General features: G+C 54.7%; 25 protein-coding genes and 2 tRNA genes. 21 read left to right on the top strand and 6 right to left on the bottom strand.

Features of this window, described 5'->3' with window-relative positions:
* The first annotated feature begins 148 nt into the window (after positions 1–148).
* A complete protein-coding gene (gene greA / locus C2U54_RS01960) occupies positions 149–625 on the top strand; it encodes a transcription elongation factor GreA (RefSeq protein ID WP_103177174.1) in 477 nt (158 codons plus the stop codon).
* Between the two features lie 152 nt (positions 626–777).
* Here greA and yhbY read toward each other — a convergent pair whose 3' ends face one another.
* On the bottom strand, positions 778–1,071 hold the full coding sequence (gene yhbY / locus C2U54_RS01955) for a ribosome assembly RNA-binding protein YhbY (protein WP_032614629.1): 294 nt from the start codon (positions 1,069–1,071) through the stop codon (positions 778–780).
* Positions 1,072–1,193: 122 nt separating this feature from the next.
* Here yhbY and rlmE point away from each other — a divergent pair, with 122 nt between their 5' ends.
* The 6 genes from rlmE to C2U54_RS01925 all read left to right on the top strand — a co-directional run bounded on the left by rlmE (position 1,194) and on the right by C2U54_RS01925 (position 6,783).
* Positions 1,194–1,820: a 23S rRNA (uridine(2552)-2'-O)-methyltransferase RlmE gene (rlmE, locus tag C2U54_RS01950; RefSeq protein WP_103177173.1), complete on the top strand. Its 627-nt coding sequence runs from the start codon at positions 1,194–1,196 to the stop codon at positions 1,818–1,820.
* A 102-nt stretch (positions 1,821–1,922) separates the two neighbouring features.
* Complete coding sequence (gene ftsH, locus C2U54_RS01945) at positions 1,923–3,857, top strand: ATP-dependent zinc metalloprotease FtsH (RefSeq protein ID WP_039031647.1); 1,935 nt, start codon at positions 1,923–1,925, stop codon at positions 3,855–3,857.
* A gap of 93 nt (positions 3,858–3,950) precedes the next feature.
* Complete coding sequence (gene folP, locus C2U54_RS01940) at positions 3,951–4,799, top strand: dihydropteroate synthase (protein WP_103177172.1); 849 nt, start codon at positions 3,951–3,953, stop codon at positions 4,797–4,799.
* Complete coding sequence (glmM, locus tag C2U54_RS01935; protein WP_103177171.1) at positions 4,792–6,129, top strand: phosphoglucosamine mutase; 1,338 nt, start codon at positions 4,792–4,794, stop codon at positions 6,127–6,129. Before folP ends, glmM begins: the two co-directional genes overlap by 8 nt.
* A gap of 221 nt (positions 6,130–6,350) precedes the next feature.
* Positions 6,351–6,683, top strand: a complete 333-nt coding sequence (gene secG / locus C2U54_RS01930; protein ID WP_103177170.1) for a preprotein translocase subunit SecG — start codon at positions 6,351–6,353, stop codon at positions 6,681–6,683.
* A gap of 13 nt (positions 6,684–6,696) precedes the next feature.
* Positions 6,697–6,783, top strand: a tRNA-Leu gene (locus tag C2U54_RS01925).
* Positions 6,784–6,947: 164 nt separating this feature from the next.
* On the opposite strand, the gene argG is transcribed toward C2U54_RS01925, so the two are convergent.
* Complete coding sequence (gene argG / locus C2U54_RS01920) at positions 6,948–8,294, bottom strand: argininosuccinate synthase (RefSeq protein WP_103177169.1); 1,347 nt, start codon at positions 8,292–8,294, stop codon at positions 6,948–6,950.
* A 286-nt stretch (positions 8,295–8,580) separates the two neighbouring features.
* Between argG and C2U54_RS01915 the strand changes: the two genes are divergently transcribed.
* From C2U54_RS01915 to mtr, 12 genes are all read left to right on the top strand, one after another.
* Positions 8,581–8,657 (top strand) — tRNA-Met (locus C2U54_RS01915).
* A 207-nt stretch (positions 8,658–8,864) separates the two neighbouring features.
* The gene (gene rimP, locus C2U54_RS01910; RefSeq protein ID WP_139156304.1) at positions 8,865–9,317 is read left to right on the top strand and encodes a ribosome maturation factor RimP; all 453 of its coding nucleotides are present in this window, start codon (positions 8,865–8,867) and stop codon (positions 9,315–9,317) included.
* 28 nt (positions 9,318–9,345) lie between these two features.
* Positions 9,346–10,833, top strand: a complete 1,488-nt coding sequence (gene nusA, locus C2U54_RS01905) for a transcription termination factor NusA (RefSeq protein WP_103177167.1) — start codon at positions 9,346–9,348, stop codon at positions 10,831–10,833.
* A 24-nt stretch (positions 10,834–10,857) separates the two neighbouring features.
* Positions 10,858–13,545 carry a translation initiation factor IF-2 gene (gene infB / locus C2U54_RS01900; protein WP_103177166.1) on the top strand — a complete coding sequence of 896 codons (2,688 nt, stop codon included), beginning with the start codon at positions 10,858–10,860 and terminating at the stop codon, positions 13,543–13,545.
* A gap of 101 nt (positions 13,546–13,646) precedes the next feature.
* Positions 13,647–14,048, top strand: a complete 402-nt coding sequence (gene rbfA, locus C2U54_RS01895) for a 30S ribosome-binding factor RbfA (protein WP_103177165.1) — start codon at positions 13,647–13,649, stop codon at positions 14,046–14,048.
* A complete protein-coding gene (truB, locus tag C2U54_RS01890) occupies positions 14,048–14,992 on the top strand; it encodes a tRNA pseudouridine(55) synthase TruB (RefSeq protein ID WP_103177164.1) in 945 nt (314 codons plus the stop codon). Before rbfA ends, truB begins: the two co-directional genes overlap by 1 nt.
* Before the next feature lie 152 nt (positions 14,993–15,144).
* Positions 15,145–15,414, top strand: coding sequence for a 30S ribosomal protein S15 (rpsO, locus tag C2U54_RS01885; protein WP_032614416.1), 270 nt, complete (start codon positions 15,145–15,147; stop codon positions 15,412–15,414).
* A 240-nt stretch (positions 15,415–15,654) separates the two neighbouring features.
* Positions 15,655–17,790 (top strand): polyribonucleotide nucleotidyltransferase, encoded by a 2,136-nt coding sequence (gene pnp / locus C2U54_RS01880; protein WP_103177163.1) that lies wholly within the window; start codon positions 15,655–15,657, stop codon positions 17,788–17,790.
* Between the two features lie 110 nt (positions 17,791–17,900).
* Positions 17,901–18,785 (top strand): lipoprotein NlpI, encoded by an 885-nt coding sequence (gene nlpI / locus C2U54_RS01875; protein ID WP_103177162.1) that lies wholly within the window; start codon positions 17,901–17,903, stop codon positions 18,783–18,785.
* Positions 18,786–18,891: 106 nt separating this feature from the next.
* Complete coding sequence (gene yrbN / locus C2U54_RS28050) at positions 18,892–18,972, top strand: protein YrbN (RefSeq protein WP_103177161.1); 81 nt, start codon at positions 18,892–18,894, stop codon at positions 18,970–18,972.
* Positions 18,965–20,863 (top strand): DEAD/DEAH family ATP-dependent RNA helicase, encoded by a 1,899-nt coding sequence (locus tag C2U54_RS01865; RefSeq protein ID WP_103177160.1) that lies wholly within the window; start codon positions 18,965–18,967, stop codon positions 20,861–20,863. The genes yrbN and C2U54_RS01865 overlap by 8 nt, the downstream gene beginning before the upstream one ends.
* Positions 20,864–21,006: 143 nt before the next feature.
* Positions 21,007–22,251 (top strand): tryptophan permease, encoded by a 1,245-nt coding sequence (mtr, locus tag C2U54_RS01860; protein WP_103177159.1) that lies wholly within the window; start codon positions 21,007–21,009, stop codon positions 22,249–22,251.
* 82 nt (positions 22,252–22,333) lie between these two features.
* Here mtr and C2U54_RS01855 read toward each other — a convergent pair whose 3' ends face one another.
* The 3 genes from C2U54_RS01855 to ubiU form a co-directional block, all read right to left on the bottom strand.
* Positions 22,334–23,341 (bottom strand): luciferase-like monooxygenase, encoded by a 1,008-nt coding sequence (locus tag C2U54_RS01855; protein WP_103177158.1) that lies wholly within the window; start codon positions 23,339–23,341, stop codon positions 22,334–22,336.
* A gap of 78 nt (positions 23,342–23,419) precedes the next feature.
* Entirely contained in the window at positions 23,420–24,298 is an 879-nt protein-coding gene (locus C2U54_RS01850; RefSeq protein WP_103177157.1) for a U32 family peptidase, read from the bottom strand.
* An 8-nt stretch (positions 24,299–24,306) separates the two neighbouring features.
* Positions 24,307–25,302, bottom strand: a complete 996-nt coding sequence (ubiU, locus tag C2U54_RS01845; protein WP_103177156.1) for a ubiquinone anaerobic biosynthesis protein UbiU — start codon at positions 25,300–25,302, stop codon at positions 24,307–24,309.
* Positions 25,303–25,522: 220 nt separating this feature from the next.
* On the opposite strand from ubiU, the gene ubiT reads away from it, so the two are divergent.
* Together ubiT and C2U54_RS01835 are read left to right on the top strand one after the other, a co-directional pair.
* On the top strand, positions 25,523–26,047 hold the full coding sequence (ubiT, locus tag C2U54_RS01840; RefSeq protein ID WP_103177155.1) for a ubiquinone anaerobic biosynthesis accessory factor UbiT: 525 nt from the start codon (positions 25,523–25,525) through the stop codon (positions 26,045–26,047).
* Positions 26,041–26,544: a GNAT family N-acetyltransferase gene (locus C2U54_RS01835; RefSeq protein WP_103177154.1), complete on the top strand. Its 504-nt coding sequence runs from the start codon at positions 26,041–26,043 to the stop codon at positions 26,542–26,544. Before ubiT ends, C2U54_RS01835 begins: the two co-directional genes overlap by 7 nt.
* Here the strand turns inward: C2U54_RS01835 and C2U54_RS01830 are convergent.
* A complete protein-coding gene (locus C2U54_RS01830; protein WP_103177153.1) occupies positions 26,531–26,830 on the bottom strand; it encodes a GIY-YIG nuclease family protein in 300 nt (99 codons plus the stop codon). The two genes, C2U54_RS01835 and C2U54_RS01830, sit on opposite strands and share 14 nt — an antisense overlap.
* Between the last annotated feature and the right edge of the window lie 7 nt (positions 26,831–26,837).

Here is a 26,837-nt window from a genome sequence, read left to right as displayed (position 1 = left end):
ATCAAACTGAATAATTGCTGCTGACCTGGAACATTGTTTCCGGGTCAGTTTTCTTTTGCTTCTGACCTGTGCCAGGCTGCGATGCCTGCGGGGCCAGTAGTCGGGTCGGTTAACCGTACCTAACAGGAATGTCAAAGAGGTATAACAAATGCAAGCTATTCCGATGACCTTACGTGGTGCTGAAAAACTGCGTGAAGAGCTGGATTTTTTGAAATCTGTTCGCCGCCCTGAAATCATCGCCGCCATTGCGGAAGCACGTGAGCATGGCGATCTGAAAGAGAATGCTGAGTATCACGCCGCGCGTGAGCAGCAGGGGTTCTGCGAAGGGCGTATCAAAGATATCGAAGCCAAGCTGTCAAATGCGCAGGTGATTGATATCACAAAAATGCCAAATAACGGACGCGTGATTTTTGGCTCTACCGTCACCGTGATCAATCTGGATACGGACGAAGAGGTCTCCTACCGCATCGTGGGTGATGACGAGGCTGATTTTAAGCAGAATCTGATCTCAGTAAACTCGCCAATCGCACGCGGTCTGGTGGGGAAAGAGCAGGACGATGTCGTCACCATCCGTACGCCAGGCGGCGAAGTGGAATTCGAAATTACCAAGGTTGATTACCTGTAATTCGCATCCCCGGACAGATGTTGATAGATTGTAAAGATAGGAAAAAGGCCGCATAGCGGCCTTTTATCAACTCAAGGAGCATGGCATTTTGCTCACCTGCTAAAGAAAAACCCCTCGTTTTACACAGTAAATGTGTTCAATTCAGGATAATCTTAGCGTGGCAGCGAGATTTTACGCTCTTTAGATGGGCGGTAGAGCACCAGCGTTTTACCGATGACCTGTACATTACAGGCGCCGGTCTCGCGCACGATTGCTTCCACGATCAAGGTCTTGGTGTCTCTGTCTTCAGAGGCGATTTTCACCTTGATTAATTCGTGGTGCTCCAGCGCTTGTTCAATCTCGGCCAGTACCCCTTCGGTCAAACCATTGTTGCCAAGCATAACTACAGGCTTGAGCGGATGTGCCAGACCTTTAAGGTGCTGTTTTTGTTTAGTACTCAGATTCATCGTATATTTTTGCTTACGTTGGGATTGAAAACGGTTCATTCTACCGCCATCTCCCTAATATCGCCAAATTGCTGAGTGGAAATTTACACCACAGGCTACGATGAACCAGGACGGAAAGTTAAATGACAGGTAAAAAGCGTTCTGCTAGCTCGAGCCGCTGGCTCCAGGAACACTTTAGCGATAAATATGTTCAACAGGCACAGAAAAAGGGGTTACGTTCCCGTGCCTGGTTTAAACTTGATGAAATACAGCAAAGTGACAAACTCTTTAAACCGGGGATGACAGTTGTTGACCTCGGTGCAGCGCCCGGTGGATGGTCGCAATATGCGGTAACGCAAATCGGCGGAACGGGCCGAATTATCGCCTGCGATCTTTTACCTATGGATCCTATCGTTGGTGTGGACTTCCTTCAGGGCGATTTTCGTGATGAATTAGTACTGAAAGCGTTACTTGAACGGGTAGGTGACAGTAAAGTTCAGGTTGTCATGTCCGATATGGCGCCAAATATGTGCGGAACACCGGCGGTGGATATCCCCCGCTCCATGTATCTGGTAGAACTGGCGTTAGAAATGTGTCGTGATGTATTAGCGCCGGGTGGTAGTTTTTTAGTAAAGGTGTTCCAGGGCGAAGGTTTCGAGGAGTATCTGAAGGAAATTCGCTCCCTGTTTACGAAGGTCAAAGTTCGTAAACCGGACTCTTCGCGTGCGCGTTCACGTGAAGTGTATATTGTAGCGACCGGGCGAAAATGATAACCGGTGAATTTCAGGCGAAAGTTTGAAATAAATCGGATACAGAGTATCCTGACGCTGTTTTTAACACAGTTGTAATAAGAGGTTAATCCCTTGAGTGACATGGCGAAAAACCTAATACTCTGGCTGGTCATTGCCGTTGTGCTGATGTCAGTATTCCAGAGCTTTGGGCCCAGCGAGTCTAATGGCCGTAAGGTGGACTACTCTACCTTCCTGCAAGAGGTCAACCAGGATCAGGTTCGCGAAGCGCGTATCAACGGACGTGAGATCAACGTTACCAAGAAAGATAGTAACCGTTACACGACTTACATTCCGGTGAACGATCCTAAGCTGCTTGATAACCTGCTGACTAAAAACGTTAAGGTTGTCGGCGAGCCGCCGGAAGAGCCAAGCCTGCTGGCTTCTATCTTCATTTCCTGGTTCCCGATGCTGCTGCTTATCGGCGTCTGGATCTTCTTTATGCGTCAGATGCAGGGCGGCGGTGGCAAAGGCGCCATGTCGTTCGGCAAGAGCAAGGCGCGTATGCTGACGGAAGACCAGATCAAAACCACTTTTGCTGACGTTGCAGGTTGCGACGAAGCGAAAGAAGAGGTGGGTGAACTGGTTGAATACCTGCGTGAGCCGAGCCGTTTCCAGAAACTGGGCGGTAAGATCCCGAAAGGCGTTCTGATGGTAGGTCCTCCTGGTACCGGTAAAACCCTGCTGGCGAAAGCCATCGCAGGTGAAGCGAAGGTGCCGTTCTTTACCATTTCCGGTTCTGACTTCGTTGAAATGTTCGTGGGTGTGGGTGCATCTCGTGTGCGTGACATGTTCGAACAGGCCAAGAAAGCCGCACCGTGCATCATCTTCATCGATGAAATCGACGCCGTAGGCCGCCAGCGTGGCGCGGGCCTGGGCGGTGGTCACGATGAACGTGAGCAGACGCTGAACCAGATGCTGGTTGAGATGGATGGCTTTGAAGGTAACGAAGGCATTATCGTTATCGCCGCAACTAACCGTCCGGACGTTCTTGACCCTGCGCTGCTGCGTCCAGGTCGTTTTGACCGTCAGGTTGTGGTTGGTCTGCCAGACGTTCGTGGCCGTGAGCAGATCCTGAAAGTGCATATGCGTCGCGTACCACTCTCTCCGGACATCGATGCGGCAATTATTGCACGTGGTACGCCGGGCTTCTCCGGTGCCGATCTGGCTAACCTGGTGAACGAAGCTGCACTGTTTGCTGCCCGTGGCAACAAGCGTGTGGTCTCCATGGTGGAGTTCGAGAAAGCGAAAGACAAAATCATGATGGGTGCGGAACGTCGCTCCATGGTGATGACGGAAGCGCAGAAAGAGTCCACGGCTTACCACGAAGCGGGTCACGCGATTATCGGTCGCCTGGTGCCGGAACACGATCCGGTGCATAAAGTGACGATTATTCCACGTGGCCGTGCGCTTGGCGTAACGTTCTTCCTGCCGGAAGGCGATGCTATCAGTGCCAGCCGCCAGAAACTGGAAAGCCAGATTTCAACCCTCTATGGTGGTCGTCTGGCAGAAGAGATTATCTACGGTGTGGAACATGTTTCGACCGGTGCGTCTAACGACATTAAAGTCGCGACCAACCTGGCGCGTAACATGGTGACCCAGTGGGGCTTCTCCGACAAACTTGGTCCGCTGCTCTATGCGGAAGAAGAAGGCGAAGTGTTCCTTGGCCGCAGCGTGGCGAAAGCGAAACATATGTCCGATGAGACAGCTCGTATCATCGACCAGGAAGTGAAAGCGCTGATTGAACGTAACTACGGTCGCGCCCGTCAGATCCTGAATGACAATATGGATATCCTGCACGCCATGAAAGATGCGCTCATGAAATATGAGACCATCGATGCGCCGCAGATTGATGACCTGATGGCTCGCCGTGATGTTCGTCCGCCTGCGGGCTGGGAAGATCCAGGTGCCTCTAACAACTCTGACAACAACGGTACGCCACGTGCGCCGCGTCCGGTCGATGAACCGCGTACGCCAAACCCGGGTAACACCATGTCAGAACAGTTGGGCGATAAATAAGCCACCGCTGTCAATGATCTTCTCTTAACCTGAAACCCTGGGGCTTGCCCCGGGGTTTTTCTTGTCTGCTTAACCAAAAATCAGGGATTTGCTATGAAACTCTTCGCCCAGGATTCTTATCTCGATCTTTCTCATCCCCATGTGATGGGGATCCTGAATGTCACGCCAGACTCTTTTTCCGATGGCGGCACGCATAACTCGCTTATTGATGCGGTCAGGCATGCGAATCTGATGATCAACGCTGGCGCGACGATCATCGACGTAGGTGGAGAGTCAACGCGACCTGGGGCTGCGGATGTCAGTGTTGATGAAGAGTTATCGCGCGTTATCCCGGTCGTTGAGGCGATAGCCCAGCGTTTCGAAGTCTGGATCTCTGTCGATACCTCCAAACCTGAGGTGATTCGCGAATCGGCAAGAGTGGGCGCTCACATTATCAATGACGTTCGCTCCCTCACCGAGCCCGGTGCGCTTGAGGCGGCTGCTGAGACCGGTTTACCGGTATGCCTGATGCATATGCAGGGCCAGCCGAAAACCATGCAGGATGCGCCGAAATACAGCGACGTGTTTGCGGACGTGAACCGCTACTTTGAAGAGCATATTGCGCGCTGTGAACGTGCCGGTATCGCAAAAGCGAAATTGCTGCTCGACCCGGGCTTCGGTTTCGGTAAAAATCTCTCTCACAACTACGAACTTCTTGCGCGCTTATCGGAGTTTCACCATTTTGGCCTGCCGCTGCTGGTCGGAATGTCGAGAAAATCCATGATAGGCCAACTGCTTAACGTTGGGCCATCAGAACGTCTAAGTGGCAGCCTGGCCTGTGCGGTGATTGCAGCGATGCAGGGAGCACATATAATTCGCGTCCATGACGTAAAAGAAACAGCAGAAGCCATGCGAGTGGTGGAAGCCACACTGGCAGCTAAGGAAAACTCCCGCTATGAGTAATCGTAAATTTTTTGGTACCGACGGCATTCGTGGACGCGTGGGCGATGCGCCAATCACTCCTGAGTTTGTACTGAAGTTAGGCTGGGCGGCTGGCAAGGTGCTGGCAAGCCACGGGTCGCGCAAAATCATTATCGGTAAAGATACGCGTATTTCCGGTTACATGCTCGAATCCGCACTGGAAGCGGGTCTGTCTGCCGCTGGGCTCTCCGCCTCTTTCACGGGCCCTATGCCGACCCCCGCAGTGGCCTATCTGACCCGCGCGTTCCGTGCCGAAGCGGGCATCGTGATCTCTGCCTCGCATAACCCGTTCTACGATAACGGCATCAAATTCTTCTCCATTGACGGCACCAAACTGCCGGATGACGTTGAAGAAGCGATTGAAGCGGAAATGGAAAAAGAGCTGACCTGCGTTGACTCCGCTGAGCTGGGTAAAGCCAGCCGTATCGTCGATGCTGCGGGTCGCTACATTGAATTTTGCAAAGGCACCTTCCCGAACGAACTCAGCCTGGGTCATCTGAAAATCGTGGTGGACTGCGCTAACGGTGCAACCTACCACATCGCCCCTAACGTATTCCGCGAACTGGGCGCGCAGGTTGTTGCCATCGGTTGCGAGCCAAACGGTCTGAATATCAATGCCGAGGTAGGTGCAACGGATGTTCGCGCTCTGCAGGCGCGCGTACTGGCGGAGAAGGCCGATCTCGGGATTGCTTACGATGGCGATGGTGACCGCGTCATCATGGTTGACCATGAAGGCAATAAAGTCGATGGCGACCAGATCCTCTATATCATCGCCCGCGAAGGGCTGCGTCAGGGACAGCTGCGCGGTGGCGCCGTTGGAACGCTGATGAGCAACATGGGCCTGGAGCTGGCGCTCAAGCAGTTGGGTATCCCGTTTGCGCGCGCGAAGGTTGGCGACCGTTACGTACTGGAAAAACTGCAGGAGAAAGGCTGGCGCATCGGTGCGGAGAACTCCGGTCACGTGATCCTGCTCGATAAAACCACTACCGGTGACGGGATCGTGGCGAGCCTGCAGGTTGTGGCAGCGATGGTGCGTAACCATATGTCCCTGCACGATTTGTGCAGTGGGATGAAAATGTTCCCGCAGATCCTGGTCAATGTTCGCTTTACGGCAGGTAAGGGCGATCCACTGGAAAACGAGAACGTGAAAGCGGTGATGGCTGAAGTGGAAGCGGCGCTGGGCTCCCGTGGCCGCGTTCTGCTGCGTAAGTCGGGTACCGAACCGCTGATCCGTGTGATGGTGGAAGGGGAAGACGAAGCACAGGTCACCGAGTTTGCCCATCGCATCGCGGATGCGGTAAAAGCTGCATAACCTCTGGTAAGTGTTTAAAAAGGCGGCTTATGCCGCCTTTGTTTTGTACAGTTGTGGCGGTTTTGCTGTTTTTTTCCGCACTTGATACAATGAGCTGAAATTGCCCTTGCGAAGGTCATTCGCTTTGGTTAGTATTCACACCCGCTTCAGTGGGAAAGCAAAATTCCTGCTTATTGGTTGAAGCATTGGTATGCGGCAAATCCGCAAGGAACAGGTTGATTATGTACGAAGCTCTTTTGGTTGTTTTCCTTATTGTAGCCATCGCTCTGGTAGCGCTGATCATGCTGCAGCAAGGTAAAGGCGCTGATATGGGGGCCTCTTTTGGAGCAGGCGCTTCTGGTACGCTGTTCGGTTCAAGTGGTTCTGGTAACTTCATGACCCGCGCAACGGCGATTCTGGCAACGCTGTTTTTCATCATCAGTCTGGCGCTTGGCAATATCAATAGCAACAAGATCAACAAAGGAAGCGAGTGGGATAACCTGAGCGCGCCAGCGAAATCTGAGCAGACTCAGCCAGCTGCACCGGGTAAGCCGACCAGCGATATCCCGCAGTAAGAGTAGTATCTGTGCTGAGGTGGTGGAATTGGTAGACACGCTACCTTGAGGTGGTAGTGCCCTAACGGGCTTGTGGGTTCGAGTCCCATCCTCAGTACCAATATTCCGAAAGAAAGACGTCGAAAGACGTCTTTTTTTTCGTCTGTGCGTTGTCTTTTCGTAGGCCCGGCAAGCGTTGCACCGCCGCGCTTGCCCGCCCTACATGTCACGAAATTCGGCAATAAAAAAGGCGCCCTCAGGCGCCTTTTGCATCTTAATTCGCGATTACTGCTTATCGCTGTTTTCCTGATTCTCAACCTGCGGCAGGCCGTTACCGGTGGAGACGGAGAGCAGACCGTTCTCGGTATAGGTGAACAGCTTGGCGCGGGTATCGGTGATATCCAGATTACGCATCGTCAGCTGACCAATACGGTCGTCCGGCGAGAAGACAGAATCACCTTTTTCCATGGTCAGACGCTCTGGCTGGTAGGTCAGGTTGTCAGAGACCGTATTCAGAATCGAGTAGTCATTGCCGCGACGCAGTTCTAGGGTCACTTCACCGGTGATGGCGCTCGCCACCCAACGCTGCAGGGCATCACGCAGCATCAGCGCCTGCGGATCGAACCAGCGGCCCTGGTACAGCAGTTTACCTAACTGGCGACCGTGGGAGTGATACTGCTCGATGGTATCTTCGTTATGAATGCCGGTCAGCAGACGCTCGTAAGCGATGTGCAGCAGCGCCATCCCCGGGGCTTCATAGATGCCACGGCTCTTCGCTTCGATGATACGGTTTTCAATCTGATCGCTCATACCCAGACCGTGACGGCCACCAATGCGGTTAGCTTCCAGCATCAGTTCCACGTCGTCAGAGAAGGTCTGACCGTTCAGGGCAACCGGGTGGCCGCGTTCAAAACGCACGGTCACTTCTTCTGCCTGGATATTGACGTTTTCGTCCCAGAACTTCACGCCCATGATCGGGTTGACGATCTTCACGCTGGAGTTCAGGTATTCCAGGTCTTTTGCTTCGTGGGTAGCACCCAGCATGTTGGAGTCGGTTGAATAGGCTTTCTCGACCGACATTTTGTAATCGAAACCGCAGGCGATCATAAATTCAGACATTTCATGACGGCCGCCCAGCTCATCGATGAAATCGGTATCGAGCCACGGCTTGTAGATCTGCAGCTCGGCGTTTGTCAGCAGGCCGTAACGATAGAAGCGCTCGATATCGTTGCCTTTATAGGTACTGCCGTCGCCCCAGATGTTGACGCCATCTTCTTTCATGGCAGCAACCAGCATCGTACCGGTAACAGCACGGCCCAGCGGCGTGGTGTTGAAATAGGTCAGCCCGCCGGTAGTGTTGTGGAAAGCGCCGCACTGAATAGCAGCGATACCTTCGGCAACCAGCTGCTTACGGCAGTCAATCAGGCGTGCGTTCTCTGCACCGTACTCCATGGCGCGACGCGGGATGGCTTCGTAATCGTCCTCATCCGGCTGACCCAGGTTCGCAGTATATGCATACGGAACCGCTCCCTTCTGGCGCATCCACAGCAGTGCAGCGCTGGTGTCCAGACCGCCGGAAAAAGCGATGCCAATACGTTGTCCTTGCGGAAGATGCTTGAGAATCGTCGTCATAAAATAAAACCCTGCTTGATTGACTGATGAGTGAACGCTTCACTCTAAAATGCATGTTTATGCAGAATAAGTGAGTTTTCATTTAATCATCTTTTGGCAAGTACCGAAAGAGATTCGTGGATTTTTTGTAAAAATTTCCCGCCTTAATCGCTGCTGTTCACAAGGTTGACAGCGGGGGTGCGCTATCAATATACTGTATGCCGATTTTACGTCCCGTCCTCGGTACCAAATCCCAGCATTATTTGCATTTTTTACCCACAGCGAGTAGAATTTGCCACGTTTCAGGCGCGGGGTGGAGCAGCCTGGTAGCTCGTCGGGCTCATAACCCGAAGGTCGTCGGTTCAAATCCGGCCCCCGCAACCACTTTCCTATAAAGTCCTTTTTCAAATATACTGTGAAGACTTAGCGCCTTCGTAGCTGGATTTGAAAAAATTCTTTTTGAAAGTGCTCCAGGCCACAGTTGTGGCTATAGGGTTCAGTTATCTAAAGCCCCGATTTATCGGGGTTTTTTGTTATCTGACTACAGAATAACTGGGCTTTATGCCCTTTTTTTACGTCTTGGGGGTGGGCTTGTCCACATTAGAGCAAAAATTAACAGAGATGATTACAGCACCGGTCGAAGCACTGGGCTACGAACTGGTCGGCATCGAATTCGTTCGGGGTCGTACATCCACGCTGCGCATCTATATTGATAGTGAAGATGGCATCAATGTTGATGATTGTGCTGATGTCAGCCACCAGGTGAGTGCGGTTCTTGACGTTGAAGATCCCATTACTGTTGCCTACAACCTGGAAGTTTCCTCGCCTGGTCTCGACAGACCAATGTTCACGGCTGAACACTACACGCGCTTTACTGGTGAAGAAGTGGCTCTCGTTCTGCGCATGGCCGTACAGAACCGCCGTAAATGGCAAGGCGTTATTAAAGCCGTTGATGGTGAGATGATCACGGTTACAGTCGAAGGCAAAGATGAAGTGTTCGCGCTGAGTAATATCCAGAAGGCGAACCTGGTTCCCCACTTTTAACAGTCTGGATTGAGGTGAAAAGCCCGCGATGAACAAAGAAATTTTGGCTGTTGTTGAAGCCGTTTCCAACGAGAAAGCCCTGCCGCGTGAGAAAATTTTCGAAGCGCTGGAAAGTGCACTGGCTACGGCAACCAAGAAAAAATATGAACAAGAGATCGATGTCCGCGTTGAAATCGATCGCAAAAGCGGTGACTTCGATACTTTCCGTCGTTGGCTTATCGTTGAAGAAGTGACCCAACCCACGAAGGAAATCACCCTCGAAGCGGCGCGTTTCGAAGATGAAAGCCTGAACATTGATGATTACGTTGAAGATCAGATCGAATCTGTGACCTTCGACCGTATCACCACGCAGACCGCGAAACAGGTTATCGTACAGAAAGTACGTGAAGCTGAGCGTGCGATGGTTGTTGACCAGTTCCGCGAGCACGAAGGTGAGATCATCACCGGCGTGGTGAAAAAAGTTAACCGCGACAACATCTCCCTGGATCTGGGTAACAACGCGGAAGCGGTTATCCTGCGTGAAGATATGCTGCCACGCGAAAACTTCCGTCCGGGCGACCGTATTCGCGGCGTACTCTATTCCGTGCGTCCAGAAGCCCGCGGTGCTCAGCTGTTCGTGACCCGTTCTAAGCCTGAGATGCTGATCGAACTGTTCCGCATCGAAGTGCCGGAAATCGGCGAAGAAGTTATCGAGATTAAAGCAGCTGCCCGCGATCCGGGTTCCCGTGCGAAAATCGCGGTGAAAACCAACGACAAACGTATCGATCCGGTCGGTGCTTGCGTCGGTATGCGTGGCGCGCGCGTTCAGGCCGTTTCGACTGAACTCGGCGGCGAGCGTATTGATATCGTTCTGTGGGACGACAACCCGGCGCAGTTCGTGATTAACGCGATGGCTCCGGCGGATGTTGCCTCTATCGTCGTCGACGAAGATAAGCACACCATGGATATCGCCGTTGAAGCCGGTAACCTGGCACAGGCGATTGGCCGTAACGGTCAGAACGTCCGTCTGGCGTCGCAGCTGAGCGGCTGGGAACTCAACGTGATGACCGTTGACGACCTGCAGGCGAAGCACCAGGCTGAAGCCCATGCAGCGATTGATACCTTCACTAAGCATCTGGACATTGACGAAGAGTTCGCCACCGTTCTGGTTGAAGAAGGCTTCTCTACGCTGGAAGAACTGGCCTATGTGCCAATGAAAGAACTGCTGGAAATTGACGGTCTGGATGAAGCCACCGTTGAAGCCCTGCGTGAACGCGCTAAAAACGCACTGACCACCCTGGCACTGGCTCAGGAAGAAAGCCTTGGTGATAACAAGCCGGCTGATGACCTGCTGAATCTGGAAGGTCTTGATCGTGCGATCGCGTTCAAGCTGGCTGCCCGTGGTGTTTGTACGCTGGAAGATCTCGCTGAGCAAGGCGTTGATGACCTGGCCGATATCGAAGGTTTAACCGACGAGAAAGCCGGCGAACTCATCATGGCCGCACGTAATATCTGCTGGTTCGGCGATGAAGCGTAATAAACTGTAGCAGGAAGGAACAGCATGACTGATGTAACTGTAAAAACGCTGGCTGCTGAGATTCAGACCTCCGTGGATCGCCTGGTACAGCAATTTGCTGATGCAGGGATCCCGAAGTCCGCTGATGACTCGGTGACCGCGCAAGAAAAACAAACCTTGTTAACGCATCTGAACCGTGAACATGGTTCAACGCCTGACAAGTTAACGCTGCAGCGCAAAACGCGTAGCACGTTAAACATTCCAGGTACCGGTGGAAAAAGCAAATCGGTACAAATCGAAGTCCGCAAGACGCGCACCTTTGTAAAACGTGATCCGCAAGAGGCAGAGCGCCTCGCTGCGGAAGAGCAGGCACAGCGTGAAGCGGAAGAGCAAGCCCAGCGTGAGGCGGAAGAAAACGCCAAACGTGAGGCAGTATTAAAAGCTGAACGTGAGGCCGCAGAAAAAGCGAAACGTGACGCCGCTGAAAAAGCGAAGCGCGACGCTGCGGAAAAAGACAAAGTGAGCAATCAACAGACTGACGATATGACCAAAACCGCCCAGGCAGAAAAAGCCCGCCGTGAAAATGAAGCAGCTGAGCTGAAGCGTAAAGCGGAAGAAGAAGCCCGCCGCAAGCTCGAAGAAGAAGCCCGTCGCGTTGCTGAAGAAGCGCGCCGTATGGCAGAAGAGAACGAGAAAAACGGGGTGAATACCGCTGAACCGTCCGAAGACACCAGCGACTATCACGTCACTACCTCCCAGCACGCGCGTCAGGCTGAAGATGACAACGACCGTGAAGTTGAAGGTGGTCGTGGCCGCACGCGTAGTGCAAAAGCCGCGCGTCCAGCCAAAAAAGGCAACAAGCACGCCGAATCAAAAGCTGACCGTGAAGAAGCACGTGCTGCCGTTCGCGGTGGTAAAGGCGGCAAGCGTAAAGGTTCCGCTCTGCAGCAGGGCTTCCAGAAGCCAGCGCAGGCCGTTAACCGTGACGTTGTGATCGGCGAAACCATCACCGTTGGCGATCTGGCTAACAAGATGGCGGTTAAAGGCTCTCAGGTCATCAAAGCGATGATGAAGCTGGGCGCAATGGCGACCATCAACCAGGTTATCGACCAGGAAACTGCACAGCTGGTTGCCGAAGAGATGGGCCACAAAGTTATCCTGCGTCGTGAAAACGAGCTGGAAGAAGCGGTAATGAGCGACCGTGACACTGGCGCAGCAGCTGAGCCGCGTGCACCGGTTGTGACCATCATGGGTCACGTTGACCACGGTAAAACCTCTCTGCTGGACTACATTCGTTCTACGAAGGTTGCCTCCGGCGAAGCAGGCGGCATTACCCAGCACATCGGTGCATACCATGTAGAAACCGATAACGGGATGATCACCTTCCTGGATACCCCGGGGCACGCCGCGTTTACCTCCATGCGTGCACGTGGTGCTCAGGCAACGGATATCGTTGTTCTGGTTGTCGCAGCAGACGATGGCGTCATGCCACAGACCATCGAAGCTATCCAGCACGCGAAAGCGGCGCAGGTGCCTCTGGTTGTTGCAGTGAACAAAATCGATAAGCCAGAAGCGGACATGGATCGCGTTAAAAACGAACTGTCCCAGTACGGTGTTATGCCGGAAGAGTGGGGCGGTGAGTCCCAGTTCATCCCGGTTTCTGCAAAAGTGGGTACCGGTATCGATGACCTGCTGAACGCTATCCTGCTGCAGGCTGAAGTTCTGGAGCTGAAAGCGGTTCGCAATGGTATGGCGAGCGGTGCGGTAATCGAATCCTTCCTGGATAAAGGCCGTGGCCCGGTTGCGACCGTTCTGGTACGTGAAGGTACCCTGAACAAAGGCGACATCGTGCTGTGTGGCTTCGAATATGGCCGTGTTCGTGCAATGCGTGACGAACTGGGTCGCGAAGTGCTGGAAGCGGGTCCATCCATTCCTGTGGAAATCCTGGGTCTCTCCGGTGTTCCGGCTGCCGGTGATGAAGTGACCGTTGTTCGTGACGAGAAGAAAGCGCGTGAAGTTGCGCTGTACCGTCAGGGCAAATTCCGTGAAGTTAAACTGGCTCGTCAGCAGAAATCTAAACTCGAGAACATGTTCGCCAACATGACCGAAGGCGAAGTTCACGAAGTGAACGTGGTTCTGAAGGCCGACGTTCAGGGTTCTGTGGAAGCGATCTCCGACTCTTTACTGAAACTCTCTACCGACGAAGTGAAAGTGAAGATCATCGGTTCCGGCGTAGGTGGTATCACCGAAACCGACGCAACCCTGGCTGCAGCTTCCAACGCGATTCTGGTTGGCTTCAACGTGCGTGCCGATGCCTCTGCGCGTCGCGTGATCGAAGCGGAAAGCCTGGATCTGCGTTACTACTCCGTCATCTATAACCTGATCGACGAAGTGAAAGCGGCGATGAGCGGTATGCTGTCTCCGGAACTGAAACAGCAGATCATCGGTCTGGCTGAAGTGCGTGACGTGTTCAAATCACCTAAATTCGGTGCGATCGCGGGCTGTATGGTTACCGAGGGTAACATCAAACGTCACAACCCAATCCGCGTACTGCGTGACAACGTGGTTATCTACGAAGGCGAGCTGGAATCCCTGCGCCGCTTCAAAGATGACGTTAACGAAGTCCGTAACGGCATGGAATGTGGTATCGGCGTTAAGAACTACAACGACGTTCGCGTTGGCGATATGATCGAAGTGTTCGAGATCATCGAGATCCAACGCACTATCGCGTAATCTTCGCTAAGATTGCCGATTGTAGGCCGGGATCGCCTCGCGCCACCCGGCATTAAATTTCAAAAGGGGCTTTGGCCCCTTTTTTGTCTGGAGAATTTATTATGGCGAAAGAATTTGGTCGCCCGCAGCGCGTGGCTCAGGAGATGCAAAAAGAGATCGCAATCATCCTTCAGCGCGAAATCAAAGACCCGCGCCTGGGGATGATGACCACCGTGTCTGGCGTGGAGATGTCCCGCGACCTGGCGTATGCCAAAGTGTTCGTAACCTTCCTGAATGACCAGGATGAAGACGCGGTTAAGAACGGTATTAAAGCGCTGCAGGAAGCCTCTGGTTTCATCCGCTCTCTGCTTGGCAAAGCGATGCGCCTGCGTATCGTGCCAGAGCTGACCTTCTTCTACGACAACTCGCTGGTCGAAGGGATGCGCATGTCCAACCTGGTCACCAGCGTGGTGAAGCAGGATGATGAGCGTCGTGTGAACCCGGACGATAAAAAGGAGGACTGATGAGTCGTCCTCGTCGTCGCGGTCGCGACGTGCACGGCGTGCTGCTGCTGGATAAACCGCAGGGTGCATCCAGTAACGACGTGCTGCAAAAAGTTAAGCGTATATATAACGCCAACCGCGCGGGGCACACCGGGGCGCTGGATCCGCTGGCGACCGGTATGCTGCCGATTTGTCTGGGTGAAGCGACCAAGTTTTCCCAGTATCTGCTGGATTCGGACAAACGCTACCGCGTGATTGCAAAGCTTGGCCAGCGCACGGACACCTCCGATGCCGATGGTCAGGTCGTCGAAGAGCGTCCGGTGACGTTCAGCAGCGAACAGCTTGATGCCGCGCTCGAGAGCTTCCGTGGCGACACCCAACAGGTGCCGTCCATGTACTCGGCGCTGAAGTATCAGGGCAAAAAGCTCTATGAGTATGCGCGTCAGGGGATTGAGGTGCCACGCGAGGCCCGTCCGATTACGGTCTATGAGCTGCTGTTCATTCGTCACGAAGGCGATGAGCTGGAGCTGGAAGTGCATTGCTCAAAAGGCACCTATATCCGCACCATCATCGACGATCTGGGTGAGAAGCTGGGCTGTGGCGCGCACGTTATTTATCTGCGTCGTCTGGCAGTCAGCAAGTACCCGGCTGAACGTATGGTGACGCTGGAGCAGCTGCAGGCGCTGGTGGACCAGGCGCAGGAGCAGGGCACAGAGGCTGCGGACCTGCTGGACCCATTACTGATGCCAATGGACAGTCCTGCTTCGGACTATCCGGTTGTCAATCTGCCGCTGACCTCCTCCGTTTACTTTAAAAACGGCAACCCGGTGCGCACGACGAATGTCCCGGCGCAAGGGCTGGTGCGCGTTACGGAAGGGGATGACAACACCTTTATCGGGATGGGGGAAATCGACGACGAAGGTCGTGTTGCCCCACGCCGTCTGGTGGTTGAATATCCGGCATAAGCTGACGCCTTGCCTTGCGATAAGCAGGGGAGGCGGGTAGAATATTGCGGCTTAACGTCTGGTAAATTGTTTAACAATTGGCAAACGTTATACATGGGAAAGCTGAATTAGAGATCGGCTTCCTTTCATTCTTTAAATTTTGGAGTTTTAAAATGTCTCTAAGCGTTGAAGCTAAAGCTAAAATCGTTTCTGAGTTTGGTCGTGATGCTAACGACAGCGGTTCTACCGAAGTTCAGGTTGCACTGCTGACTGCACAGATTAACCACCTGCAGGGTCACTTTGCAGAGCACAAAAAAGATCACCACAGCCGTCGTGGTCTGCTGCGCATGGTTTCTCAGCGTCGTAAACTGCTCGACTACCTGAAACGTAAAGATGTTGCACGCTACACCGCGCTGATCGAGCGTCTGGGCCTGCGTCGCTAAGTCTTGCGAGTTTCAGAAAAGGGGGCCTTATGGCCCCTTTTTTCAACCAGACCGCAGCAATTCACTGGAAACTAATGTATTGTTGCTATAAATGATCTTCATTGCAGAGGTTCGCGCGGCTAATGAGAGGCTTCACCCATGGGGGTGTCGGTTGTCATTAGTCGCGAGGATGCGAAGAAGGTCCGGTAAAAGTCAGCACGCCTTTGGTGTGCTGTCATTCATTTAAGAAAGGACAGAATCTTGCTGAATCCGATCGTTCGTAAATTCCAGTACGGTCAACATACCGTTACGCTGGAAACCGGCATGATGGCACGTCAGGCTACTGCTGCTGTTATGGTAAGCATGGATGACACCGCGGTATTCGTGACCGTTGTTGGCCAGAAAAAAGCTAAACCAGGTCAGGACTTCTTCCCACTGACCGTAAACTACCAGGAGCGTACTTACGCTGCCGGTAAAATCCCGGGTGGTTTCTTCCGTCGTGAAGGCCGTCCAAGCGAAGGCGAAACCCTGATCGCGCGTCTGATTGACCGCCCGGTTCGTCCGCTCTTCCCGGAAGGCTTCGTTAACGAAGTTCAGGTTATCGCGACCGTTGTTTCCGTTAACCCACAGGTTAACCCGGACATCGTTGCGATGATCGGCGCATCCGCAGCCCTCTCCCTGTCTGGTATTCCATTCAACGGTCCTATCGGTGCTGCGCGCGTGGGTTACATCAATGACCAGTACGTTCTGAACCCAACTCAGGACGAGCTGAAGTCAAGCAAGCTGGACCTGGTTGTTGCCGGTACAGAAGCGGCGGTACTGATGGTTGAATCCGAAGCAGAACTGCTGAGCGAAGACCAGATGCTGGGCGCGGTGGTCTTTGGCCACGACCAACAGCAGATCGTTATCCAGAACATTAACGACCTGGTGAAAGAAGCCGGTAAACCACGTTGGGACTGGCAGCCAGAAGCGGCAAACGACGCGCTGAATGCGCGCGTTGCAGCCCTGGCCGAAGCGCGTCTGAGCGATGCTTACCGCATCACCGACAAGCAAGAGCGTTATACCCAGGTTGACGCGATCAAATCTGAAACCATCGCTACGCTGGTGGCAGAAGATGAGTCCCTGGACGCTAACGAGCTCGGCGAAATCCTGCACGCTATCGAGAAAAACGTTGTTCGTAGCCGCGTTCTGGCAGGCGAGCCGCGTATCGATGGCCGTGAAAAAGATATGATCCGTGGTCTGGATGTGCGTACTGGCGTGCTGCCACGTACTCACGGTTCCGCGCTGTTCACCCGTGGTGAAACGCAGGCGCTGGTTACCGCGACCCTGGGTACTGCCCGTGACGCACAGAACATCGACGAACTGATGGGCGAGCGCACTGACAGCTTCCTGTTCCACTACAACTTCCCTCCGTACTCCGTAGGTGAAACCGGTATGGTTGGCTCGCCGAAGCGTCGTGAAATTGGTCACGGTCGTCTTGCGAAGCGCGGCGTGCTGGCTGTGATGCCAGATGCTGATAAATTCCCGTACACCGTTCGTGTGGTTTCTGAAATCACCGAATCTAACGGTTCCTCTTCTATGGCTTCCGTGTGCGGTGCTTCTCTGGCACTGATGGATGCGGGCGTACCGGTGAAAGCGGCCGTTGCGGGTATCGCAATGGGTCTGGTGAAAGAAGGCGACAACTTCGTTGTTCTGTCTGACATCCTGGGCGACGAAGATCACCTGGGTGACATGGACTTCAAAGTCGCGGGTTCCCGCGAAGGTATCTCTGCCCTGCAGATGGATATCAAAATTGAAGGCATCACCAAAGAGATCATGCAGGTTGCGCTGAACCAGGCTAAAGGTGCACGTCTGCACATCCTGGGCGTGATGGAACAGGCGATCAACGCGCCGCGTGGCGATATTTCTCAGTTCGCTCCACGTATCCACACCATTAAGATCAGCCCGGACAAGATCAAAGACGTTATCGGTAAAGGCGGTTCTGTTATCCGTGCTCTGACCGAAGAGACTGGCACCACCATCGAAATCGAAGATGACGGTACTGTGAAGATCGCAGCGACCGACGGCGAGAAAGCGAAATACGCTATCCGTCGTATCGAAGAGATCACTGCCGAGATCGAAGTGGGCCGTGTCTACAATGGTAAAGTGACCCGTATCGTTGACTTTGGCGCATTCGTTGCCATCGGTGGCGGTAAAGAAGGTCTGGTTCACATCTCTCAGATCGCTGACAAGCGCGTTGAGAAAGTGACCGATTACCTGCAGATGGGTCAGGAAGTGCCGGTTAAAGTTCTCGAAGTTGACCGTCAGGGCCGTATTCGTCTGAGCATCAAAGAAGCGACCGAGCAGTCTCAGCCTGCCGCTGCGCCGGAAGCTCCGGCTGGCGAACAGGGCGAGTAAGGTTGCCGTTTGCCCCCCGTGCAAGCGGGGGGCTTGTTATCAGGCAGGACGCCTTGTTAAGCCGCCGGGGGACAGGACGTTCATCCAATAGTTGTCTTCGGGAGTGGGAAATGAAGCCTTTTCTGCGCTGGTGTTTCGTTGCGACAGCTTTGACGCTGGCAGGATGCAGCAACTCTGCCTGGCGTAAAAGTGAAGTCCTCGCAGTGCCACTGCAACCGACTTTGCAGCAGGAAGTGATTCTGGCACGCATGGAACAAATTCTTGCCAGTCGGGCTTTAACCGATGACGAACGCGCACAGCTTTTATATGAGCGCGGAGTGTTGTATGATAGTCTTGGTCTGAGGGCACTGGCGCGAAATGATTTTTCACAAGCGTTGGCGATCCGACCGGATATGCCTGAAGTATTCAATTACTTAGGCATTTATTTAACGCAGGCAGGCAATTTTGATGCTGCCTATGAAGCGTTTGATTCTGTACTTGAGCTTGATCCAACTTACAACTACGCGCACTTGAATCGCGGTATCGCATTGTATTACGGCGGTCGTGACAAGTTAGCGCAAGATGATCTGCTGGCGTTTTATCAAGACGATCCTAACGATCCTTTCCGTAGCCTGTGGCTTTTCATTGTTGAGCAGAAGCTCGACGAAAAGCAGGCTAAAGACGCGTTAAAGCAACGCTTCGACAAATCGGACAAGGAGCAGTGGGGATGGAATATTGTCGAGTTCTACCTGGGCGACATTAGCGAAGCAACGCTAATGGAACGCTTGAAGGCGGACGCAACGGATAACACCTCGCTCGCTGAGCATCTCAGTGAAACCAACTTCTATTTAGGTAAGTACTACCTAAGTCTGGGGGATACGGACAGCGCTACGGCACTGTTCAAGTTAGCGGTTGCTAACAACGTACACAACTACGTTGAGCACCGTTATGCATTGTTGGAATTATCGCTCTTGGGCCAGGAGCATGACGACCTGGCAGAATCGGACCAGCAATAGCTGACGACATAAACATCAGCCCGTAATCTTTTGATTGCCATCACCTTTACTGGTGAGGGCGTTGTTGTTCGTCAATACACCTACTTTGAGCCGGTTCACACTTTCAATGAAAATTACTGAAAATTTTCACGATAAGTTATGTAGACTGGCCGCCATTGACATTGAGGCACTCGTACTACATGGCTGAATTCGAAACCACTTTTGCAGATCTGGGCCTGAAGGCTCCTATCCTTGAAGCCCTTAACGATCTGGGTTACGAAAAACCATCTCCGATCCAGGCAGAATGTATCCCACATCTGCTCTCTGGTCGTGACGTGCTGGGCATGGCCCAGACTGGTAGCGGTAAAACCGCAGCGTTCTCGCTGCCGCTGCTGAATAACATTGACCCGGACCTGCGTGCACCGCAGATCCTCGTACTGGCTCCGACCCGTGAACTGGCTGTTCAGGTGGCGGAAGCTATGACTGAATTCTCTAAACACATGCGCGGCGTAAACGTGGTTGCCCTTTACGGCGGCCAGCGTTATGACGTGCAGTTACGCGCCCTGCGTCAGGGTCCACAGATCGTCGTCGGTACGCCGGGTCGTCTGCTGGATCACCTGAAACGCGGTACGCTGGATCTCTCTAAACTGAGCGGTCTGGTACTGGATGAAGCTGACGAAATGCTCCGCATGGGCTTCATCGAAGACGTAGAAACCATCATGGCGCAGATCCCGGAAGGTCATCAGACCGCCCTGTTCTCTGCCACCATGCCGGAAGCGATCCGTCGCATTACCCGCCGCTTCATGAAAGAGCCGCAGGAAGTGCGCATCCAGTCCAGCGTGACCACTCGCCCGGACATCAGCCAGAGCTACTGGTCTGTGTACGGTATGCGTAAAAACGAAGCGCTGGTGCGTTTCCTGGAAGCAGAAGATTTTGATGCGGCGATCATCTTCGTTCGTACCAAAAATGCGACCCTGGAAGTGGCAGAAGCCCTGGAGCGTAGCGGCTACAACAGCGCAGCGCTGAATGGCGACATGAACCAGGCGCTGCGTGAGCAGACGCTGGAGCGTCTGAAAGACGGTCGTCTGGATATCCTGATTGCAACCGACGTGGCAGCACGTGGTCTGGACGTTGAACGTATCAGCCTGGTTGTTAACTACGACATCCCGATGGACTCCGAGTCTTACGTTCACCGTATCGGCCGTACCGGTCGTGCAGGTCGTGCGGGCCGTGCGCTGCTGTTCGTTGAGAACCGCGAGCGTCGTCTGCTGCGTAACATCGAACGCACCATGAAGCTGACCATTCCAGAAGCAGACCTGCCAAACGCAGAGCTGCTGGGCAAACGCCGTCTGGAAAAATTCGCCGCGAAAGTCCAGCAGCAGCTGGAGAGCAGCGATCTGGATCAGTACCGTGCGCTGCTGACGCAGATCCAGCCGACCGCCGAAGGCGAAGAGCTGGATATCGAAACGCTGGCCGCTGCACTGCTGAAGATGGCGCAGGGCGAACGTTCTCTGATCGTGCCGCCAGATGCACCGATGCGTCCTAAGCGTGAGTTCCGTGACCGTGACGATCGTTTCGAACGTCGTGGCGACCGCAACGATCGTGGCCCGCGTGGCGACCGTCCAGAGCGTGGTGGTGAAGACCGTCCACGTCGCGAACGTCGTGATGCTGGCGAAATGGAACTGTACCGCATTGAAGTGGGTCGTGATGATGGTGTTGAAGTTCGTCATATCGTTGGCGCGATCGCTAACGAAGGCGACATCAGCAGCCGTTACATCGGTAACATCAAGCTGTTCGGTACCCACTCCACCATCGAACTGCCAAAAGGTATGCCGGGCGAGGTTCTGCAGCACTTTACCCGTACCCGCATCCTGAACAAGCCGATGAACATGCAGCTGCTGGGCGATGCTCAGCCGCGTCCGGACCGTGGCGGCGAACGTCGTGGCGGTGGCCGCAGCTTCGGTGGCGAGCGTCGTGAAGGCGGTCGTGGTCCTCGTCGTGAAGGGGCTGCACCAGGTGCAGGCCGTTTCAGCGGTGAGCGTCGTGAAAGCCGTGGCCCACGTCGCGAAGATGGCCCGGTTCGTCGTCGTGACGCGTAAGCTTCACGCCCTGTAGCGTAAAGTAAAATATACAGCCCCGATATTTTTATCGGGGCTTTTTTTATTCCTTTTGTACTATTGTACTGGTACAGTGCAGCACATTAAGATGCAGGTCCCAAATTATTGACTGGAGAAAAGGCTGTATGGCGACACTAACCACCACCCAAACGTCACCTTCACTGCTCGGCGGTGTGGTGATCATCGGCGGCACCATCATAGGTGCGGGGATGTTCTCCCTGCCGGTGGTCATGTCCGGGGCGTGGTTCTTCTGGTCGCTGGCGGCGCTGGTCTTTACCTGGTTCTGTATGCTGCACTCGGGGCTGATGATCCTCGAAGCTAATCTCAACTACCGCATTGGGTCGAGCTTTGACACCATCACCCGCGACCTGCTGGGCAAGCGCTGGAATATCGTCAACGGTATCTCCATTGCCTTTGTGCTCTATATCCTGACCTACGCCTATATCTCGGCGAGCGGTTCGATTCTGCATCACACCTTCGCAGAGATGTCGCTGAACGTACCGGCGCGGCTGGCGGGGCTCTGCTTCGCCCTGGGTGTGGCGTTTATCGTCTGGATGAGTACCAAAGCGGTGAGCCGGATGACGGCCATTGTGCTGGGCGCCAAAGTCATCACCTTTTTCCTGACCTTCGGCAGCCTGCTGGGGCATGTTACGCCCGCCACGCTGTTTAACGTGGCGCAGAGCAACACGTCGTATTCACCCTATCTGCTGATGACCCTGCCGTTCTGTCTGGCGTCGTTTGGCTATCACGGTAATGTGCCGAGCCTGATGAAATATTACGGCAAAGATCCGCGCACCATCACCCGCTGCCTGGTCTACGGCACGCTGCTGGCGCTGGGGCTGTATGTCATCTGGCTGCTGGGGACGATGGGTAACATTCCGCGTCCGGAGTTCATCGGCATTGCGCAGAAGGGCGGGAATATTGATGTGCTGGTGCAGGCGCTGAGTGGCGTGCTCAACAGCCGCAGTCTGGACCTGCTGCTGGTGATCTTCTCCAACTTCGCCGTGGCGAGCTCGTTCCTTGGCGTGACCCTGGGGCTGTTTGACTATCTGGCCGATCTCTGTGGCTTTGATGACTCTGCGCTGGGGCGTCTGAAAACCGCGCTGCTGACCTTCCTGCCGCCGGTCATTGGTGGCCTGCTGTGGCCGAACGGTTTCCTGTATGCCATTGGCTATGCGGGGCTGGCGGCAACGATCTGGGCGGCGATTGTTCCGGCGCTGCTGGCGCGTAAATCACGCAAGCGCTTCGGTAGCCCAAAATTCCGCGTCTGGGGCGGCAAGCCGATGATTGCGCTGATCCTGGTGTTCGGTATCGGCAACGCAGTGGTCCACGTGCTGTCGAGCTTAAATCTGCTGCCTGTATATCAGTGAACATAATGCCGGGCGGCGCTTCGCTTACCGGGCCTACAGGGATGGAGTAGGCCGGGCAAGCGCAGCGCCGCCCGGCAAAAAACTACCCCACCAGCTCCTCTTTCACCTGCATCGCCAGATCGAACGAATGCAGACGCGCCTGGTGATCGAAGATCTGGCCGTTGACCATGATCTCATCAGCCTGCGTCTCACGCAGCACCGCTTCCAGCCCGTGACGCACCTTCGCTTTATCCCCTACCAGCGACATGCTTAACGCCTGCTGCACGCCATACTGTTCTGATGCCGACCATAGCTGGTGCATATTCTCCACCGGCGGTGGCAGTTGCCCCGTCTCGCCGCGGCGCAGCTTCATAAAGGCCTGCTGCATGGAGGTAAACAGGAATTCCGCATCGCGGTTGCTGTCAGCGGCAATGATGTTGATGCACACCATCGCATACGGTTTTTCCAGCCGCGCCGAAGGCTTAAAGTTAGTGCGATAGAGATGCAGTGCCTGGTGCAGCATATCCGGCGCAAAGTGCGACGCAAACGCAAACGGCAGGCCCAGCTGCGCGGCCAGCTGCGCGCTGTAGAGGCTGGAGCCTAACAGCCACACCGGGATCTGCTCGCCGTAGCCCGGCACCGGACGCACCTGCGGATTTGGGTCACGGGCATCAAACCACTCCACCAGTTCAAGCACGTCGCGGGGGAAGTTATCGATGTCACCGCTCATATGGCGACGCAGGGCGCGCATGGTAGGCTGATCGCTGCCCGGTGCGCGACCCAATCCCAGGTCGATACGGCCCGGATAGAGGGTATTGAGGGTGCCAAACTGCTCGGCAATAACCAGCGGCGAATGGTTAGGCAGCATCACGCCGCCCGAGCCTAAATGGAGCGTCGTGGTATTCGCCGCCAGATAGCCGAGCAGCACTGAGGTGGCGGCGCTGGCGATCCCGGCCATATTGTGGTGTTCCGCCAGCCAGTAGCGATGATAGCCGCGCTGTTCAGCCAGGCGGGCGAGATCCAGTGAGTGGGTAAAGGCTTCCCTTGCCGAGGAGCCTTCAGGGATCGGCGCCAGGTCCAGCACCGAAAACGGAATGGATTTATCAGTCATAGCAGCTCACTTTGTCGACGGTGAATCTTTAATAGTGCATTAAAATTTTACAGTCGTTGTTAACAAAGTGAGCCTTTTTTAGTCCTGCAGCTCCAGCCCGGCGAGACGTCGCCAGTAGCCGTTGCACTCGCTGTTCGCCGTCAGCGGCAGTGGGGCTGCGCCATTTTCATTGGCGCGGAAGGCGTCGATCATGGCGAAGGTATCGGTGCCCAGCGGCGACAGACGCACCATATCCACCAGCCCTTTCATTGAGGCCAGTTCGTTGCCGAGGTTGTAAACGTAGCCGCTCATGGTCTGAATGCCGTTGAGGACAAACACCTGCTGTTTCTCCTGCGACAGCATACTGCGTCCGTTGGGGTATTTGATGCAGCAGGTTTCGCACTCATCTTTCGGCAGGTTCTCTGAACGCGCGGTAAAGCAGCGGGCGGAGTAAGCCAGCGGCAGATGCCCGTAGCTGAGCACTTCCACTTCAAACTGATTGCGGATCCCCAGCTTGTCGCACTGCGCCAGGATGTTCACCAGCCAGTCTCGGGAGAGTTCCACCGGCATACACCAGCGTGTCATCCCCTGTCTGAGCAGCAGGCGCAGCGCCACGGCGTTGTAGCAGTTCAGCGCATGCCCGGCGACAAACGGCAGCTTGCGCTCGGCGCACAGGTTCACTACGCCGAGATCGCTGGCCTCCAGCAGAAATTCACCGTTCTCCACGTAGCGCTTGAGCTCATTCAGTTCTGACGAGGCCTGAACCAGCGCCAGTGTAGAGAGCACGACCTGCTTGCCACTGTCGGCCAGGGTTTTCGCCATCTCCAGCCAGTCACCCACCTTTGTAGCGCGACGCTTACTACAGACCGCCTCGCCGAGGTAGATCACATCCGCCTGGCTGGTTGCCGCCTGCTGATAAAAGTCTTCCAGCGTCTCTTTCGACCAGTAATAGAGCACCGGTCCTAATGAATATTTCATGCTTTATCTCACTGCCATTTACGGTGATACGCACCCAGCGTGGTCTGCGTGCCTTCGGACATCGAGCCGAGCGTCTCCATCCACGCCGGTTCTGGCGTATAGCTCTGCGGATTTGCCATGCAGCGATCGATCGCCTGGCGCCACACTTTTGCCACCTGGCTGACATAGGCCGGGCTGCGCTGGCGTCCTTCGATTTTCACCGAGGCGATATTGGCGGCCAGCAGTTCCGGCAGCAGTTCAAGGGTGTTCAGGCTGGTGGGCTCCTCCAGCGCATGGTAGCGCTCGCCATCCACCAGATAGCGACCTTTGCACAGCGTCGGATAGCCGGCGTTTTCATCATCCTGATAGCGGTCAATCAGCACCTCGTTCAGACGCGACTCCAGCCCCTGCGGGGTTTGCTGCCAGCGCACGTAGCGGGCAGGGGAGCAGGCGCCCACGGTGTTGGGCGATTCCCCGGTGAGATAAGAAGAGAGGTAGCAACGCCCTTCAGCCATGATGCACAGGCTGCCAAAGGCAAAAACTTCCAGCGGAACTGGCGTGACCCGCGCCAGTTGCTTAACCTGATGAATAGAGAGCACGCGCGGCAGCACCACGCGCGACACCTCAAAATGTCGATGATAAAAGCGTATGGCCTCTTCGTTGGTAGCAGACGCCTGTACGGAGACATGGCGCTCAATGTGGGGATAGCGTTCTGCGGCATACTCCAGCATGGCGAGATCGGCCAGAATCAGGGCGTCGGCACCCAGCTGTGCCGCCATATCCACCGCGCGCTGCCAGCGTTGATAGCCGTCGGGGTGGGCAAAGGTATTGATAGCGATATGCAGTTTACGGCGATGAAGATGTACGAAGCTCACCGCTTCCTGCAGTTTTTTCTCGGTAAAATTGAGACCAGCGAAGTGACGGGCATTGGTATCGTCCTTCAGCCCGATATAAACCGCATCGGCGCCGTTTTCGATGGCCGCCTTTAGCGCCGGTAAGTTCCCGGCAGGGCAGAGCAGCTCCATAATTTATCCTGACGTTCGCAGCCCCAGAGGGATGCAAAATTGTTATCGAACAGGGATTTTAATTAACCATCCGGCGACAATTTTTGATTTAAGGCAGCTAATGGCGTATTGATGACACCAATAATGGGTTACGCCGGATGTCAGTTTGTTGATTTACCCCGCTATACCGACGACTGGATATGGCAAAATATCAGGACCATAGATATCAGGAGTATTGCTCGTGCTGGATAAACTGCGTTCACGTCTCGTACAATTTGGCCCGTCGCTGCTGAGCGTGCCGGTTAAGCTCGCGCCCTTTGCCCTGAAGCGCCAGGTACTGGAGCAGGTGCTCAGCTGGCAATTCCGCCAGGCGCTGGCGGATGGCGAGCTGGAATTTCTTGAAGGGCGCTGGTTACGTATCGAGGTGCGGGATATTGGTCTGCGCTGGTACACCTCCGTTGAAAATGAACAGCTGGTGGTGCGCGAATCCGCCGAGGCGGACGTCAGCTTTAGCGCTGACGCCAGCGATCTGCTGTTGATCGCGGCACGCAAGCAGGATCCCGACACGCTCTTCTTCCAGCGTCGTCTGGTGATTGAAGGCGATACCGAGTTAGGTCTGTATGTCAAAAACCTGATGGATGCGATTGAACTGGAACAGATGCCGAAGCCGCTGCGCGTGGCCCTGTTGCAACTGGCCGATTTTGTCGAGGCGGGTCTGAAAACTCCGCCGGAAAGTAAACACACTTCTGTAGGTGAGCCATGTTGATTCGAGTAGAAATTGGCATCGATGCCCCGGGTATTGACGCCTTATTACGCCGGTCGTTTGAAGGGGAAGGTGAAGCGCAACTGGTTCGCGATCTTCGTGAAGACGGCCTGATTACGCTGGGTCTGGTCGCCACCGATGATGAAGGTCAGGTCGTTGGCTACGTGGCCTTTAGCCCGGTCATCGTGCAGGGCGAAGAGCTGCAGTGGGTTGCCATGGCGCCGCTGGCGGTGGATGAAAACTATCGCGGACAGGGCCTGGCGCGCCAGCTGGTCTACGAAGGGCTGGATTCACTCAATGAGTTTGGCTACGCCGCGGTCGTGACGCTGGGCGATCCGGATTTCTACAGCCGTTTAGGCTTCGAGAAAGCGGCACATTACGATCTGCGTTGCCGCTGGCCGGGCACCGAGTCGGCTTTCCAGGTCCACCGTCTGGCCGACGATGCGCTTAACGGCGTGAGCGGCCTGGTGGAATACCACGATCGCTTCAATAGCTTTTAACCGGCGGCCTTTGCAGGCTCTCGCGTAGCGCCTCAAACGTCCCGTCTCCGCTGACGAGGCGCTCTTTCTGGCGCTTCGTGAGCTGTTTAATGCGGTACTCCAGCCGGAGCGCCAGCGAGCGATCGCCTGCGACCGCGGAAAACGCCAGCGTCAGCTCTCCTTTACCCCTCAACGCCTTCGCCCCTTTTCCCGTCTGATGTTGCAGGAAGCGGCGCGGCACATCGGTTGTGATGCCCGTATAGAGCGCATTATCAGCGGTTCGAACAAGATAGAGAAACCAGCACACGGCGACA

It is taken from the genome of Leclercia sp. LSNIH1 (assembly GCF_002902985.1).
Lineage (GTDB): Bacteria > Pseudomonadota > Gammaproteobacteria > Enterobacterales > Enterobacteriaceae > Enterobacter.
Note: the sequence above shows the minus strand (reverse complement) of the source record. Positions and strands in the feature narration are given on the sequence as shown.

Excerpts from the sequence above, each read along its gene's own strand:
- ubiU (WP_103177156.1), bottom strand. The coding sequence starts at position 25,302 with ATGGAGCTGCTCTGCCCTGCCGGGAACTTACCGGCGCTAAAGGCGGCC.
- greA (WP_103177174.1), top strand. The coding sequence starts at position 149 with ATGCAAGCTATTCCGATGACCTTACGTGGTGCTGAAAAACTGCGTGAA.
- truB (WP_103177164.1), top strand. The coding sequence starts at position 14,048 with ATGAGTCGTCCTCGTCGTCGCGGTCGCGACGTGCACGGCGTGCTGCTG.
- infB (WP_103177166.1), top strand. The coding sequence starts at position 10,858 with ATGACTGATGTAACTGTAAAAACGCTGGCTGCTGAGATTCAGACCTCC.
- C2U54_RS01850 (WP_103177157.1), bottom strand. The coding sequence starts at position 24,298 with ATGAAATATTCATTAGGACCGGTGCTCTATTACTGGTCGAAAGAGACG.
- C2U54_RS01855 (WP_103177158.1), bottom strand. The coding sequence starts at position 23,341 with ATGACTGATAAATCCATTCCGTTTTCGGTGCTGGACCTGGCGCCGATC.
- nusA (WP_103177167.1), top strand. The coding sequence starts at position 9,346 with ATGAACAAAGAAATTTTGGCTGTTGTTGAAGCCGTTTCCAACGAGAAA.
- rpsO (WP_032614416.1), top strand. The coding sequence starts at position 15,145 with ATGTCTCTAAGCGTTGAAGCTAAAGCTAAAATCGTTTCTGAGTTTGGT.
- C2U54_RS01835 (WP_103177154.1), top strand. The coding sequence starts at position 26,041 with ATGTTGATTCGAGTAGAAATTGGCATCGATGCCCCGGGTATTGACGCC.
- folP (WP_103177172.1), top strand. The coding sequence starts at position 3,951 with ATGAAACTCTTCGCCCAGGATTCTTATCTCGATCTTTCTCATCCCCAT.
- argG (WP_103177169.1), bottom strand. The coding sequence starts at position 8,294 with ATGACGACGATTCTCAAGCATCTTCCGCAAGGACAACGTATTGGCATC.
- mtr (WP_103177159.1), top strand. The coding sequence starts at position 21,007 with ATGGCGACACTAACCACCACCCAAACGTCACCTTCACTGCTCGGCGGT.
- ftsH (WP_039031647.1), top strand. The coding sequence starts at position 1,923 with ATGGCGAAAAACCTAATACTCTGGCTGGTCATTGCCGTTGTGCTGATG.
- nlpI (WP_103177162.1), top strand. The coding sequence starts at position 17,901 with ATGAAGCCTTTTCTGCGCTGGTGTTTCGTTGCGACAGCTTTGACGCTG.
- rbfA (WP_103177165.1), top strand. The coding sequence starts at position 13,647 with ATGGCGAAAGAATTTGGTCGCCCGCAGCGCGTGGCTCAGGAGATGCAA.
- rlmE (WP_103177173.1), top strand. The coding sequence starts at position 1,194 with ATGACAGGTAAAAAGCGTTCTGCTAGCTCGAGCCGCTGGCTCCAGGAA.
- yrbN (WP_103177161.1), top strand. The coding sequence starts at position 18,892 with ATGAAAATTACTGAAAATTTTCACGATAAGTTATGTAGACTGGCCGCC.
- glmM (WP_103177171.1), top strand. The coding sequence starts at position 4,792 with ATGAGTAATCGTAAATTTTTTGGTACCGACGGCATTCGTGGACGCGTG.
- C2U54_RS01865 (WP_103177160.1), top strand. The coding sequence starts at position 18,965 with ATGGCTGAATTCGAAACCACTTTTGCAGATCTGGGCCTGAAGGCTCCT.
- yhbY (WP_032614629.1), bottom strand. The coding sequence starts at position 1,071 with ATGAATCTGAGTACTAAACAAAAACAGCACCTTAAAGGTCTGGCACAT.
- secG (WP_103177170.1), top strand. The coding sequence starts at position 6,351 with ATGTACGAAGCTCTTTTGGTTGTTTTCCTTATTGTAGCCATCGCTCTG.